This is a genomic window from Streptomyces sp. Rer75, assembly GCF_013414305.1.
Classification (GTDB): Bacteria; Actinomycetota; Actinomycetes; order Streptomycetales; family Streptomycetaceae; genus Streptomyces; species Streptomyces himastatinicus.
On sequence record NZ_CP058693.1, the window covers coordinates 2,357,515 to 2,371,676 of the forward strand.

11 protein-coding genes and 1 pseudogene are annotated in these 14,162 nt (G+C 74.8%); 5 read left to right on the forward strand and 7 right to left on the reverse strand.

Features of this window, described 5'->3' with window-relative positions; genetic code table 11:
• Complete coding sequence (ddaH, locus tag HYQ63_RS09635) at positions 1 to 780, reverse strand: dimethylargininase (RefSeq protein WP_179933436.1); 780 nt, start codon at positions 778 to 780, stop codon at positions 1 to 3.
• Positions 781 to 802: 22 nt separating this feature from the next.
• Positions 803 to 1,177 (reverse strand): GntR family transcriptional regulator, encoded by a 375-nt coding sequence (locus HYQ63_RS09640; RefSeq protein ID WP_179933437.1) that lies wholly within the window; start codon positions 1,175 to 1,177, stop codon positions 803 to 805.
• Between the two features lie 107 nt (positions 1,178 to 1,284).
• On the opposite strand from HYQ63_RS09640, the pseudogene HYQ63_RS09645 reads away from it, so the two are divergent.
• Positions 1,285 to 1,482: pseudogene (locus HYQ63_RS09645) on the forward strand (GNAT family N-acetyltransferase); the annotation flags it as partial.
• 13 nt (positions 1,483 to 1,495) lie between these two features.
• Here HYQ63_RS09645 and HYQ63_RS09650 read toward each other — a convergent pair.
• A complete protein-coding gene (locus HYQ63_RS09650; RefSeq protein WP_257231774.1) occupies positions 1,496 to 2,626 on the reverse strand; it encodes a methyltransferase domain-containing protein in 1,131 nt (376 codons plus the stop codon).
• Between the two features lie 87 nt (positions 2,627 to 2,713).
• On the opposite strand from HYQ63_RS09650, the gene HYQ63_RS09655 reads away from it, so the two are divergent.
• From HYQ63_RS09655 to HYQ63_RS09670, 4 genes are all read left to right on the forward strand, one after another.
• Positions 2,714 to 3,478 (forward strand): class I SAM-dependent methyltransferase, encoded by a 765-nt coding sequence (locus tag HYQ63_RS09655; protein ID WP_179933438.1) that lies wholly within the window; start codon positions 2,714 to 2,716, stop codon positions 3,476 to 3,478.
• 64 nt (positions 3,479 to 3,542) lie between these two features.
• A complete protein-coding gene (locus tag HYQ63_RS09660; RefSeq protein ID WP_257231775.1) occupies positions 3,543 to 4,826 on the forward strand; it encodes a sugar MFS transporter in 1,284 nt (427 codons plus the stop codon).
• Entirely contained in the window at positions 4,801 to 6,564 is a 1,764-nt protein-coding gene (locus HYQ63_RS09665; protein WP_179933439.1) for a beta-galactosidase, read from the forward strand. Before HYQ63_RS09660 ends, HYQ63_RS09665 begins: the two co-directional genes overlap by 26 nt.
• A gap of 233 nt (positions 6,565 to 6,797) precedes the next feature.
• Entirely contained in the window at positions 6,798 to 7,847 is a 1,050-nt protein-coding gene (locus HYQ63_RS09670; protein WP_179933440.1) for a LacI family DNA-binding transcriptional regulator, read from the forward strand.
• A gap of 15 nt (positions 7,848 to 7,862) precedes the next feature.
• Here HYQ63_RS09670 and HYQ63_RS09675 read toward each other — a convergent pair whose 3' ends face one another.
• From HYQ63_RS09675 to HYQ63_RS09690, 4 genes are read right to left on the reverse strand one after another with little or no spacing between them, the layout of a single operon-like run.
• Positions 7,863 to 9,056: a type III PLP-dependent enzyme gene (locus HYQ63_RS09675; protein WP_179933441.1), complete on the reverse strand. Its 1,194-nt coding sequence runs from the start codon at positions 9,054 to 9,056 to the stop codon at positions 7,863 to 7,865.
• Positions 9,053 to 10,798 carry an IucA/IucC family siderophore biosynthesis protein gene (locus tag HYQ63_RS09680; RefSeq protein WP_179933442.1) on the reverse strand — a complete coding sequence of 582 codons (1,746 nt, stop codon included), beginning with the start codon at positions 10,796 to 10,798 and terminating at the stop codon, positions 9,053 to 9,055. Before HYQ63_RS09680 ends, HYQ63_RS09675 begins: the two co-directional genes overlap by 4 nt.
• Before the next feature lie 59 nt (positions 10,799 to 10,857).
• Positions 10,858 to 12,918 carry an IucA/IucC family protein gene (locus HYQ63_RS09685; RefSeq protein WP_179933443.1) on the reverse strand — a complete coding sequence of 687 codons (2,061 nt, stop codon included), beginning with the start codon at positions 12,916 to 12,918 and terminating at the stop codon, positions 10,858 to 10,860.
• Complete coding sequence (locus HYQ63_RS09690; RefSeq protein ID WP_257232586.1) at positions 12,915 to 14,144, reverse strand: acetyl-CoA carboxylase biotin carboxylase subunit family protein; 1,230 nt, start codon at positions 14,142 to 14,144, stop codon at positions 12,915 to 12,917. The genes HYQ63_RS09685 and HYQ63_RS09690 overlap by 4 nt, the downstream gene beginning before the upstream one ends.
• Positions 14,145 to 14,162: the final 18 nt, after the last annotated feature.

The window sequence follows — 14,162 nt, forward strand, 5'->3', positions numbered from 1 at the left end:
CTAGACGTACAGCTCCCGCAGCCGCACCGACAGGCAGGTCACGCAGCCCTCCATCTTCTCGAACTCGCCGATGTCCACCGGCACCGGCGTATATCCGAGGTCGGCGAAGAGCGCCGCGCTGCGCGGCGCGCTCGCCGCCATCAGCAGCCTGCCGCCGCCCAGCAGCACCACATGCGCGCCCGACTCCTCGGGCACCGGCAGGAAGCGCGGAAAGGCGGCCGGGTCGTCGACCAGCGGCGGATACCCGATCACGGTGCCGTCCGGCAGCGCCGTGACCGCCGACTTCAGGTGCAGCACCTTGCTGACCGGTACGGCCACCACGCGCGCCCCCAACGGCTCGAAGGCGGCGCGCAGCTGACGCACCCCCTCGCCGTTCGTCCGGCCGCCGCGCCCCACGTACACCGTGTCGCCGATCTTCAGCACATCGCCGCCCTCGAGCGTCCCCGGCTCCCGCACCCGGTTGACCGAACAGCCGAGCGCCGTCACGGCCGCCTCGGCGGCGGCGGTCTCGGGGCGGCGGGACTCGGCTCCGGGTCGCGAGATCAGCGCGACGTTCCGGTAAACGACCATCGTGTCCTCGACGAAGACCCCGTCCGGGCACGCGTCGACCGGATCGGCCTCCACCGTCTCCCAGCCGTGCGTCTCCAGGGCGGCGACGTACGCCTCCCACTGCCGCAGCGCGAGCGCGGCGTCGACCGGCTTGCGGTCGATGTGCGTGACGAGCCCCTCCGCGAGCCGCGGGCTCGGCCGCCGGACCAGGGCGATACGGCTGGTGGTCATCGACTCCCCCTATCGTTTCGGATCACTCACCGTACGCCGCCCGCAGCGCGTCCTCGACGGTGGCGAGGGCGGCCGCGCGGTCCAGGCCGAGCCGCCGGGCCCGCTGGGCGTAGGTCTGCGCCGCCTCGGCGGCCTGGCGTCCGGCGGCGTCACCGGCCGCCGCGACGAACGTGCCGTGGCGCCCGCGGGTCTCGATCACGCCGTCCGACTCCAGCGCGCGGTACGCCTTGGCGACGGTGTTCGCCGCCAGGCCCAGCTCCTCGGCGAAGCCGCGCACGGTGGGCAGCTTGTAGCCCACGGGGAGGTGCCCGGAGCGGGCCTGCTCGGCGATCTGCGCGCGGATCTGCTCGAAGGGGGCGGTCGCCGCGTCGGGGTCGACGGTGATCTGCAAGGCCACGTGGTGCTCCTGGGGTGCGTACTGCGTGGGGTGCGGGCTTTGTCGCACCCATTGTGTGCCGCTAGGCGGTGGGCCGGAAATTCGGAGGCGGGCCGGGTACACCGGTCACGCTGCGCGCCCACCGCGGACGGGGCCTGGCGAAGCTGGCCAAGACCCATTCGCTGCACCGGGCGCGCGCGGCGGGGTGTGCCGAGGCGTTCACGGGCAACGACAGCGAGAACGGCCCGATGCTGGCGATCAACGCGGGGCTCGGCTACGCCGTGGCCACCCTGGAGCGGCGTTACGTACGCGAGCTGGGCCACTGACGCGGGTCGGCCGTCATCCCGACGCCTCCAGCACCACCAGCCGGTCCGGACCGTCCGGGGCGAACGCGATGCCGTCCCCCGGCTCGTGCCAGTGCACGGCGAACCGCTCCCCGGCCCGGTACGCCTCCACGCCCGCCCGGCAGTACGCCACCATGTCCTCCGGCAGGGCGTCCAGCGCGAACCAACCGATCTCGGAGCACTTGTCCGGCTCCCGGTTCACCGGCTCCCCCGCGCCGTCCGTCAGCTCCGCCTCGAAGAACCAGCCCGTACGGGCCGATCCCGTGGGCGACTTGTGCTGCATGACGAGCGCCACCCGCACCTCGTCCGGGGTGAGCCGGATGCCGATCTCCTCGGCCGCCTCGCGGATCACCGCGGTCCGTACGTCCTCGCCGTCCTCCACATGGCCGGACGGCGCGTGCAGCAGCCCGTCCGCGTACCCCGTGCCCGCGCGGCGCGCGAGCAGGATCCGGCCGCCGCGCCGCAGCAGCAGATGGACGTCGACGATCTCGGCGTGCCGCCGGGGCGGGGCGAGGTCCGCGCGCAGCACATAGCGCTCGTCGCGCACCGGCCGCCCCCACAGCGCCGCGTCCGCCGCCAGCTGTTCGACGTACGTACGGGACGCCAGCGGCTCGACCATGCGCACCAGGTCACCGGCCGTCAGCCCGACCGGATCCGACTCGCCCCACCGCCCCTCGACCAGCACCAGCGCCCCGCCCGGCCGCAGCAGCCGCGCCCAGCGCCGCAGCACGGCCTCCTGGCCGGGCAGCAGCCACAGCAGATGGCGCGCCAGGACGACGTCGAAGCCGCCCTCCTCGACCGGCGGTGCCGCCGCGTCCCCGACGAGCACGGTGGCGTCCGTCCCGGCGAGCTTGGCGCGGGCGCGCTCGGCCATCCGCGGCGACCGGTCGACGCCCGTCACCCGGTGGCCCTGCTCGGCCGCGAGGCGGGCCAGGCTGCCCGTGCCGCAGCCGAGGTCGAGCACGTCGCAGGGCCGCCCGGGCAGCCACTGCCGCAGCCGGGCCGCCCATGCCTCCCGCACGGCCGGATCGCGCAGCCCGTGATCCGGCTCGTCGTCGAACCCGGCCGCGGCGGCGTCCCAGTAGTCGGCGGTCCCGTGTCCGGTCATCGATCCCTCAGCACCCATGCGGCGCATCGTCGCACTCCCCACCGACAATGCCCCCGGCCCGGAACACCCCGCTGACAACGCCCGGCGCGCGGGCGATGATGGGGCATGTCCTCGACGCCGCACGCCGCCCTCGCCTCGTCGTTCAACGCCGTCGCCGCGCAGTACGCGGCCGCCCGGCCCGGGTATCCGCCCGCCCTGTTCGAGGCGGTGGAGGAGGTCACGGGCCGGCCGCTGGCCGGGGCGGAGGTGCTGGACGTGGGGGCGGGCACGGGCATCGCCACGCGGCTGCTGGCCGACCGCGGCGCGCGCGTCACCGCCGTGGAGCCGGGCGCGGGCATGGCGGCGCAGCTGCGCGCCTCCGCGCCGGACGTCCGGCTCGTGCGGGGCGACGCCGACGCCCTGCCGTTCCGCGACGGGGCCGCGGACCTCATCGCGTACGCCCAGTCCTGGCACTGGACCGATCCGCGGCGCTCCGTCCCCGAGGCGCTGCGGGTGCTGCGTCCCGGCGGGGCGCTGGCGATGTGGTGGAACCTGCCGGACCTCGACGTCCCCTGGGTGGCGCGGCAGGAGGAGCGGCTCGCCGAGCGCTGCCCGGCCTATCGGCCGCCGGGTTTCCCGAGCACCGTGGCCGGGCGGCTCGCGCCGTTCGGGGTGCGGACGACGGACCGCAGGGTGCGCTGGTCGCGGACCATCACGGTCGAGGACCAGGTGCGCTCGCTCGGCAGCCACTCCTATCTGGCGGTGATGGACGCCGGGGAGGCCGGGGCGGTGCTGGACGCGGAGCGGGCGGAGCTGCTCGCGCTGTTCCCGGACGGGGTGCTCACCGAGCCGTACGTCGTGGATCTCGTCGTGGGGTGGGGCGGGGGGTAACGGAGCCCGAAGCGTCGACGTCGGGTGTCTTGACGGCAGAAATGTTAGCGGTAACACTCCCGTCGTGGACAACGTGGACAAGCACGTAGGCCAGAATCCCGATCCCCCCTCACACTCACCGCTGTTCAGCCGCGCCGCGGTGGTCGCGTCCTGCGTCGGGTTCATCCTCATCGGCGCACTCCAGGCCCTCTACGGCCCGTCGATCCCCGCCTTCCGCGACGCCCACGGGCTGTCGCCCTCGGCCGCCGGGCTGGCCTTGAGCGCGCACTTCGTCGGCGGCGTCGCGGGCGTCCTCGGCTTCGACCGGCTCTTCGGCCGGATCGGCAACCGCACGCTGCTCGGCTCTTCGTATCTGCTCATGGCGGGCGGCGCGGCCGGGTTCGCGCTCGCCCCCGACTGGCCGCTCGCCCTGGGCCTGGCGCTGCTCGCGGGGCTCGGCTTCGGCGGCATCGACTACGGGCTCAACCAGATGTTCGCGGTCGGCTTCGGGCGGCGCAGCGCCGCCATGCTCAACATCCTCAACGCCCACTTCGGCATCGGCGCGATCCTCGGCCCGGCCCTCATCGGCCTGGTCGGAGCGGAGCACTACACGCTGGTGTTCCTGGGGTTCGCCGTGCTCACGCTGCCGCTGGTGCTGTGCCTGACCGGGGTGCGGGACCAGGCGCCGCCGCGCGGCGGCGCGGAGCCGGAGACCACCGACAAAGCCCGCAACCGCAGCCTCGTCACCGTCCTGGGCGCGTTCGTGCTGCTCTACGTCCTCCACGTCGGCGTCGAGGCCGGGGTCGGGGGCTGGGAGCCCACGCATCTGGAGACCGTGGGGTACGGCGCGACCGCCGCCGCGTCCGCGACCTCCGTGTACTGGCTGATGATGACCGTCGGCCGCTTCCTGGTCGCCCCGCTCGCGCTGCGCTGGTCCGCCCCGGCGATCATCGCGGTCAGCTGTGCGGGCATGACCGTCTGTCTGCTGCTCGCCGCGATCCCGGCCCTGGCCCCGTACGCGTACGCGGGCGTCGGCCTGTTCATCGCGCCGATCTTCCCGACCGGTCTGCCCTGGCTGGGCCGGGCCGCGCCGCGCGCCCGCCGGGCCGGGGCGCTGGTGATCGCCGCGTCGATGATCGGCGGGGTGGCCGCGGGGCCCGTGCTCGGCAAGGCGATCGAGCTGGCGGGCATCCGTGCCGTACCGCTCGTCCTGGGCGCCGTCTCGGCCGTCTGCCTGATCACCACCGTCTGGCTGATCCGCGCCACGTCCTCGTCCGTATCCCCTACGCACACCATCACTACCGCACCCGCTCCCGCCCGTGCGGTCGAAAGGACTTCGGCCCATGCCCGCCCTGACGCTCACCAATGACGGCTTCCTCCTCCACGGCAAGCCCTTCCGGATCCTCTCCGGCGGCTTCCACTACTTCCGCACCCACCCCGACCAGTGGGCCGACCGGCTGCGCAAGGCGCGGCTGCTGGGGCTCAACACGGTCGAGACGTACGTCCCGTGGAATCTGCACCAGCCCACGCCGGACGGCCCGCTGGACCTCGACGGGCTGCTCGACCTCCCCCGCTTCCTGGAACTCGCCCGGGCCGAGGGGCTGTCCGTGCTGCTGCGCCCCGGCCCGTACATCTGCGCCGAGTGGGAGGGCGGCGGGCTGCCCTCCTGGCTGACCGCCGATCCGAACATCCGGCAGCGCAGCAGCGATCCGCGGTTCACCGGCGCCGTGGACGCGTACCTCGATCTGCTGCTGCCGCCGCTCGCCCCGTACATGGCGGCGGCCGGCGGCCCGGTCATCGCGGTCCAGGTGGAGAACGAGTACGGCGCCTACGGCGACGACGCCGCCTACCTCGCCCATCTGGCCGACGCCCTGCGCAAGCGCGGCGTCGAGGAGCTGCTGTTCACCTGCGACCAGGCCGACAAGGCCATGCTGGCGGCCGGAAGCCTGCCCGGGGTGCTCTCCACCGGCACCTTCGGCAGCCGGGTCGGCGACGCGCTGGAGGTGCTGCGCGCCCATCAGGAGAGCGGGCCGCTGATGTGCGCCGAGTTCTGGATCGGCTGGTTCGACCACTGGGGCGAGCCGCACCATGTGCGGGCGGCGGACGACGCGGCCGCCGACCTGGACGCGCTGCTGTCGGCGGGGGCGTCGGTGAACCTCTACATGTTCCATGGGGGCACCAACTTCGCCTTCACCAGCGGCGCGAACCACGATCACGCCTATGCGCCGACCGTCACCTCCTACGACTACGACGCGGTGCTCACCGAATGCGGCGACCCGGGCCCCAAGTACGCGGCGTTCCGCGATGTCCTCGCCCGCCACACGGACGTACCGGACGAACCCATTCCGGAGCCGTCGCCCAAGCTGCCGCCGACCGAGGTCCGTCTGACCGCCTCGGCGAACGCCCTGGTCAGCGCCGAATTCCTGGCCCCGGCGGAGCACTTCACCGACCCGCCCACCATGGAGGCGCTCGGCCAGTCCTACGGCTTCGTCCTCTACGGCACCGAGCTGCCCGTCATCGGCGACCACGTCCTGCACTTCACGGGCGGGGTCGGCGACCGGGCGCAGGTATTCGTGAACGGCGCCCCGGCCGGTGTCGTGGAACGCGAACGCCACGAGCACAGCATCCATGTGCGCAGCCCCGAATACGGCGCCCGGCTGGACGTCCTGGTCGAGAACATGGGCCGCGCCAACTACGGCGTCCGCATCGGCGACCCCAAGGGCATCACCGGCCCGGTCACGCTCGACGGGGAGCCGCTGGAGAACTGGACCTGCCACCGCCTCCCCCTGGACCGGCTTCCCGAGCTCCCCTTCCGCACCACCGACACCCCGGTCGCGGGCCCGGGCTTCCACCGCGGCACGTTCACCGTGGAGACCCCCGCCGACGCGTATCTCGCGCTGCCGGGCTGGACCAAGGGCGTGGCCTGGGTCAACGGCTTCAACCTGGGCCGCTACTGGTCGCGCGGCCCGCAGCGGCGGCTGTACGTGCCGTGGCCGGTGCTGAAGGCGGGCGAGAACGAGCTGACCCTGCTGGAGCTACAGTCGGCGACGACCCGGGTGGCCCACCTCACCGACGCACCGGACCTGGGCTGGACCCCGGAGGACTGACCCCGGAACCCTAGGGGGTGTCGTGCCGATCACGCCGGGCTCCCGACGCCTGGCACGGCACCTCGCGGCGCCGCGCTCGTCGCACGCAGCGCCGCTGCGCTCTCCTCACGCGACTTGCGATGCACCGCACCAGACGCCGCTCGCTGAGCCGGCCTGATCGACAAGACACCCCCTGGGCGCAGGGCCACACCCCGCACCCGGGGCCGGCACCCCCTCGAAGGAGCCACGACCGCATGGCGGAGCCACACCGCGCCCCCACCCGACGCCGCCGCCCCACCACCGGCGGCAAGGTGGTCATGGCGGACGTCGCCCGGCTCGCGGGCGTCTCCGACCAGACCGTCTCCCGCGTCCTCAACGACCACCCCCGGGTCCGCGCCGAAACCCGCGAACGCGTCCGCGCCGCCATGCGCGAGCTGGGCTACCGCCCCACCGCCAGCGCCCGCACCCTGGCCAGCGGGCGCAGCCGCACCCTCGGCGTGATCTCCTTCGACGCGGCCCGCTTCGGCCCGGCGGCCACGCTCGCCGGGATCAACGAGGCCGCGCAGGCGGCCGGTTACCTCGTCAGTACGATCGCCCTCACCGCCGCCGACCAGGCCGCCGTCACCGGCGCGGTGGACCGCCTGCTCGGCCAGGGCGCGGACGGCATCATCGCCATCGCGCCGCAACGCTCGGTCGGCCAGGCCCTGGTCGAGGCGGATCACGGTGTCCCCATGGTCACCCTGGACAAGAGCTTCGGCGCGCACATCCCGGTCGTCGCGGGCGACTCCGCCTCCGGCGCCCACCAGGCCACCGCACACCTCCTCGGCCTCGGCCACCGCACCGTCCGCCACATCGCGGGCCCCACCGGCTGGATCGCCGCCGAGGCCCGCGTCGACGGCTGGCGCGCCGCGCTGACGGCCGCGGGAGCCGAGGTCCACGAGCCGCTGCTGGGCGACTGGAGCGCGGACTCCGGCTACGACCTGGGCCGCCGCATCGCCCGGCAGCCCGGTCTCACCGCGCTGTTCGTCTCCAACGACCAGATGGCCGTCGGTGTCCTGCGCGCCCTCCACGAGGCGGGCCTCCGGGTCCCCGAGGACGTCAGCGTGGTCGGCTACGACGACATCCCCGAAGCCGCCCATTTGCTCCCGCCGCTCACCACCGTCCGCACCGACTTCACCGAGATCGGCCGCCGCTGTCTGACCCTGATGCTCGACCAGCTCGACCGCTCGCCGGAGCCCGGCGTCCGCGTGACCATCCCCACCGAGCTGGTCGTCCGCCACAGCACGGGCCCCGCCCCGCGCTGACGGCCGAAGCCCCGGTCATTCCCCGAGGTAGTGGAAGCCCGGCTCCGGGTGCATGAGGAAGTCGTGGTGCGAGATGTTCCAGGCGTACGCGCCCGCCATCGCGAAGGCGACGCGGTCCCCGGCGCGCAGCTCCGCGACCGGGACGCCGCGGGCCAGGACGTCCTTGGGGGTGCACAGCTGGCCGACCAGGGTGACCGGTTCGCCGCGGGCGGCGGGGCGCGGCCAGGGGTGGGGCCAGGAGGCGGCGGGGAGCACCTGGAAGGGGTGGTCGTGCTGTTTGGCGGCCGGGGTGCGCAGGTGGTGGGTGCCGCCGCGGAGGACCGCGAACGCCTCGCCGCGGCTGTGCTTGAGGTCCAGCACCTCCGTGACGTACCAGCCGCAGTACGCGGTCAGCGCCCGGCCCGGCTCGATCCGCAGGGTCAGGCCGGGGTTGCGGTCGGCGACCTCGGCCAGGCCCTCGCCGTACGCCTTCCAGTCGAAGCGGGTGTCGGGGCGGGCGTAGTCCACGCCCATGCCGCCGCCCACGTTGACCTCGGTGAGGCCCAGGCCGTGGCGGTCGGACAGCTCGCGCGTCCAGTCGGCGATCCGCGCGGCCACGGCGGTCTGGGCCGGGGCGTCGAGGCCGCTCGCGAGGTGGGCGTGGATGCCGCGCAGCCGGAGCGGGCCGTCCGGGGTGAGGAGCGGCAGGCACCGCTCCACCCGGTCGGGGTCGAGGCCGAAGGGGCTGGGGCGGCCGCCCATGGCGAGCGCCGCGCCGCCCAGCGCCTCGTCGGTCAGGGGGAGGTTGACGCGGAGCAGGACGTCCACGGGGCGGCCCTCGGTGAGCGTGGACAGCAGCCGCAGTTCGTGCTCGCTCTCCACATGGAACCGTTCCACCCCCAGCTCCAGCACCCGCCGCAGCTCCGTCTCCGTCTTGCCCGGTCCCCCGAACGCGAGGGGCCGTTCGGGGACGGCCTCGCGGACGTGCGCCAGCTCGCCGCCCGAGGCGACCTCGTAGCCGGTGACGTACGGGGCGAGCGCGCGCAGGACCGGCGGCTCCGGGTTGGCCTTCGCCGCGTAGTACAGCTCGACGTGGCGAGGGAGCGCGTCCCGTATCTCCCGGGCGTGGGCGTCGAGGGCGGTGAGGTCGTAGACGTACGCGGGGAGGCCGTCCCCGGCGAGCGTCCCGGCGAGCGCGGCGGCCGGTGCGGTGAGGAACGAGGTATTCAACGGGCGCTCCCGGGGGCGATGACGCGGGCCGCCTCGGACAGCAGGTCGGAGGCGAGCGGGCTGGCGATACGGACGTAACCGGCGTCCCGGTCGGCCTTGCGGCCCCAGCGGGTCAGCAGGTTGGCCTTGGCGGGCAGCGGCACGCCCGCCACCAGGGCGCGCAGCGCGGGCGGGTCGTCGTGGGCCGCGGAGCGTGTCCACAGGACGCGGCGGACCGCCGACCACAGGTCGGGCTCCAGCCGGGGGTGACGGTCGGCGAGGGCGGCGACCATCTCGGCGAGGTGGTTGACCAGCAGGCAGTACACCACCCGGTCCCAGCCGCGCTCGCGCCCGTACGTCATGGGGCGGGCCACCGCCTCGGGCAGCGCCGCGAGCGCGGCGGCGTGGTGGCCGGACACCAGCTTGGTGCCCTCCAGGTCGCGGAAGAGCACCTGGCGCGGGGTGCCGGTGGCGTCCACGCCGATGACCACGTTCTGGAGGTGGGGTTCGAGGACCACGCCGTGGTCGAAGTAGGCGGCCAGGATCGGCGGTACGAGGAGGTCGAGATACGCCTGCCACCAGGCGAGCGCGTGCTCGGGCCCGGTGCCGCCGAGGAGGTGGGAGAGCTGGGCGCCGCTCGTCGGGTACTCGTCGGCGACGGCCGCCGCCAGCAGCCCGGTCAGCCCCGGCCGCAGCCGGACGTCCAGCCCCTCGCGGACGATCACGCCGAACCCCTCGGAGAGGTGGCGGTCGTCGAGGTCGAGCGTGCGGTAGCCGGGTTCGCGCAGCAGGTCGGCGCCGGGGAAGCGGGCGGCGAGGTCGGCGGCGACCGGCTCCAGCAGCCGGGTGAGGGCGACGGCGCCGGACAGCTCGTAGTCGGCGTTCTTGCGGAGGCAGTTGGTGATGCGCACGTTCAGGCTGAACTTGAGGAAGTCCCGGCCGTCGTAGAGCGTGCGGACCGAGGCGGTCGGCGCGAAGTCCGGGCCGCCGGGCCCCAGGTCGAGGATGTCGCCGCCGTCGAGCGCCGCCCGCAGCACCCGGTGCTCGCGGAGCATGGCGTACTGCCAGGGGTGGGCGGGCAGCAGCCGGTAGCCGTCGGGGACCGGCCGCTGGCGGTCCAGCGGCGCCAGCGCCCCGGCGTACGCGGCCTCCTCCCGTACGTACTCCCTGCGCACCGCGAGGTGGTGCAGCGGGAAGCGGGCCCCGGCCTCGGGCGCGAACAGCGCCCAGGAGTCGGGGCTTCCGGTGCGGGCCTTGGGGGTGGGGTGGAAGCGGTGGCCGAAGAACAGGGACTGCTCGGAGGCCAGATAGGCGTCACGGGCGGGGTTCCCCGTGGCCTTCTCGCGCTCCTGGAGGGCGGCCGTCATGCCCGCGTGGCTGGAGGCGACCTGCGCCAGGAACTCGTCGTTGCGGACCCCCGTGCGCAGCTGGAGTTCCCGCTGGATGCGCTCGGCCAGACCGCGCCAGGAGACCTCGGCCCAGATGCCGTCGCGCTGTTCGCTGACCGGTCCGGTGAACCGGTGCGCGCCGATCAGCGACGTGCGGCGCAGCCCCACCCGCAGCAGCACCCCGCTGCGGGGCAGCCGCAGCCGCAGCCCGCCGTCGTCGGCCACGACGGTCTGGTGTTCCGGACCCGACACCTCGCGCAGCAGACAGTTGAGCAGGGTGTGGGCGGTCGCGTGGTCGGCGGAGACCAGCGCCGTGGCGGGCGAGACCGACGCGGCGGGCGAGACCGCGGAAGAGGGCGAGGAGGTCGTTGGCATGGAGCGGCTCCAGCGGGTGCGGAGAGGAGAGTTGTGGAGGGGTAAGGAGGTCGCGGCCGTCATCTGCCGCGCCCCCGCAGAAGGTAGTTGGGCCCGGTCACGTAGTGCTTGTTGACGTCGGCGGCGCCCGACCGGGCCTTGGTGAACAGCGTGCCCGCGGTCACCATCGCCTTGACCGGCAGCCGGTCCGCGTCCAGCACCCGGGCGCGCAGCACGGCGGCGGCCGCCCCCGGGTACACCGCGCCGGTCCGTTCGACGGCCTCGGTGAGCCGGGCGCGCAGCTGCCGCAGCAGGACGTCCAGGGGCGCGCGGCCGAGGGCGGCCAGCTCGAAGGCGAGCGCGGCGGCGCACAGATGGACGGTGATGGTGGTGAACACGTCCGCCACCGGGCCGTCGCCGCCCGTCAGGATGCGGCGGTCGTCGAACCCGCACAGATCCGCGGCGTCGGCCCCGCCGATCATCGCGGCGAGCCGGATCGCGTGGACGCGCGGCCCGTCGTGGTCCTTGATGAGCAGCCGCAACCGTGGGGTGGCCGGGCCGCCGGTGTCGTCGAAGACGAGGGAGGTGTTCTGCTGATGCGACTCCAGGGCGATGCCGTAGGCGAAGAGGGTGGTGTGGAAGTCGAAGAGGAGGGTGAGGTACGCGTCGAGCAGGGCGAACAGGTCCCCGCCGTAGTGCCGCTCGGCGAGCGCGTCCACCACGAGCCTGCCGTCCGGGGTCCGGGCCAGCAGCCCGGCCAACGGCACGACCTGCGCGTTCTCCAGACCCGGCGGATAGCGGCGGACCAGCGTGGCCAACAGCTCGTGCCCGGCGTGCAGATGGGTCGTCTCGTCGGCGAGCAGCACGGTGTCCGCGAACCGCGGCTCGCGCGCGATCACCGCCTCCGTCAGCCGCTGCGCCACCTCGCCGTCGAGAAGTGTGCCCGGCTTGACGGTCCGCCGGTTGCGCAGCCCCAGGGTGGCGGTGGTGAGCGGCAGCTTGAGGTGGGTGAGCGGATCGTCGGCGACGGCGACGGTCCGCATGGACAGCGTGGGCCGTACGTCCAGCCACGGCCGCTCGGCGAGCCGCGCCCGCCCGCGCAGCCCGGTCGCGTCGAGGGCGGCGTCGAGGGGGCGGCCGACGGTGAGCGGATGCACGGGCAACGCGACATGGTCGGCGTCGAGCCCCCCGGGCAGCCCCAGCTCCCCGGGCCGCGGCCACCACGGGGGCAGCCGCCCCGGATCGCCGCCGACCGCCGCGCGCGGCAGCACGAGCCAGCGCAGCGCGAAGCCGGGCGCGAACTCGGGCGCGTGGGCGCGCAGGGCGTCCTCGCCGAACACGGACCGGCCGCGGCTGGTGGGGTAGACGGGATGGTCACGGAAGGCGGCCAGCGTGTCGTACGCGACGCCCCCGCCCATCCCGGCCCACCGCCCGGCCTCCCCGTACCGCGCGGCCAGCCCCCGGACGACACCGGGCCGGATGCGGTCGTGCAGCCGCTTGGCGTCCAGCGCGCGATGGCATTCCCCCACGAAGGCGTCGTACAGCGCCTGGTCCTCAGGCGCCACGGCCCCCCGCAACCGCGCGAGGACGGCGTCGAGCCCCCGCAACTCGACGGCCCCGCCACCGGTTCCGGGCACCGCGCCGGGCCCTGGGCCGCCGGCATGCGCCGCGCGGCCCTCGCCGGTACCGCCGTCGGCGCGGCCCGGGCCCGGCTCGGCCGCACGCGTCGCCCCGTCCGGGCCCGCCGCGACGGGGCGCGGACCGGCACGGTCCGCCCGCGCGGGCGCGCCACCGCCATCCCCCGCATCGCACCCACCGGCACCCGCGCCACCCGACGCGGCGGCGTGCCCGCCGGGCCGCCCGGCGCGGGCGGACCCGGGGCCGGGGCTCCCGGCCGAGGGCGGCGGCTCGCATTCGAGGCGTACCGGGCGGCGGGCGCGGATTTCGCACTGGAAGCCTTCCGGCTCCACCGGCAGCAGCACGGTTCCGCCCTCCCTCAGCGCGATGCGCAGCCAGTCGCCGTCGGTGCGGCGTACGGTGCGGGCGCGGCTGCGCAGCTGGTACGCGTCCTCACGGAGCAGGGTGTCGAGCACCCGGCCGAGAAGTTCCTCCTCGGCCTCCTCCCCTTCCGCGCGGCTCATGACGCGATCTCCCACCGGTGGGCCGCCAGGAACTCCGTCACGGCCGTGTCGATCCGCGCCTGGTCGGTGCCGGTCGCGCGCAGGACGCCGAGGAAGTCGCGGTTGGTGCGGTAGAGGGGGTGTTCCTCGCCGATCTCGCGCAGCGGGCGGTAGTCGAGCCGTACGCCGTCGCGTTCGGTCACGGCCGCCGCCGGGGCGGCGACGAGGCGGCCGGGGCGGTCGGCCATGACGTACTCCATGCGGACCCGGCCGTCCGTGCGGGCGCCGAGGTCGGCCGGGAGCGGTTCGCCGAGGTGGGTGCGGAGGATGTGCTCGAAGAGCGGGATGCCGAGGAGTTCGGCGAGCACCAGGTCGCATTGGTCGCCGATGGCACGGTAGTTCACCTCGATGAGGCGGGCCCGGTCGCCCTGGACGACGTATTCGGTGTGGCAAGCGCCGAATCCTACTCCCAGCGCCCGGAGTTGGGCCAGCACCTGGCCGGTGTGGGGCTGCGGGGGCGGGGCGGGCAGGAGGTGCAGCCGTTCCTCGATGAAGTGCGGGGGCGGGGAGACGTCGGTGCGGAAGGCGCCGAGGACGTGGAGGGTGCGGCCGTCGCCGAGGGTTTCGAGGGTGCGCAGTTCGCCGTGCAGATATTCCTCGATCACCAGCGCCGCGTCGGGCCGGTGGGCGCGTATGTCGCGGCAGCTGCGGACGAGTTCGGCCGCGTCGGCGACGAGGACGACGTCCTCGCTGGCCACGCCCTCGCGCGGCTTGACGACGCAGGGGAAGGGCGCGTCGAGGTCGGCGAGGGTGGACGGGTCGTCGCCGGTGCCGAGTTCGGTGGACCAGATCGTGTCGGCACCGGCGGCGGCGAGGGCGCGGCGCAGCTCGGCCTTGTTCTTGGTGCGGAGGGCGGCGCGCCAGTCCTTGCCGGGGAGGTCGAAGTAGGCGGCGGCGAGGGCGGCCTGGGTCTGGAGGTGGTCGCTGTTGGTGAAGACGGCGCGGGGGCGTCGGCCGTCGGGGGCGGCGGCGATCCGGCTGATGACCTCGCGGAAGTCCCGTACGTCGCAGGGGGCGACGTCGAGCGTGGCGGGGAGCTGTCCGCCGCGGTCCGCATGGCGGGCGTACGCGCGCTCGTGCGCCTCGGGCTGGTCGGTGAGGAGGGTGACGGCGAGGCCGAGGCGGGCGGCGGCGGGGAGGAAGCCTTCGGTGACGGAGTCGGTCGGATTGAGGGCGAGAAGGTGGATGGGCGCGGGGTGGGCAGG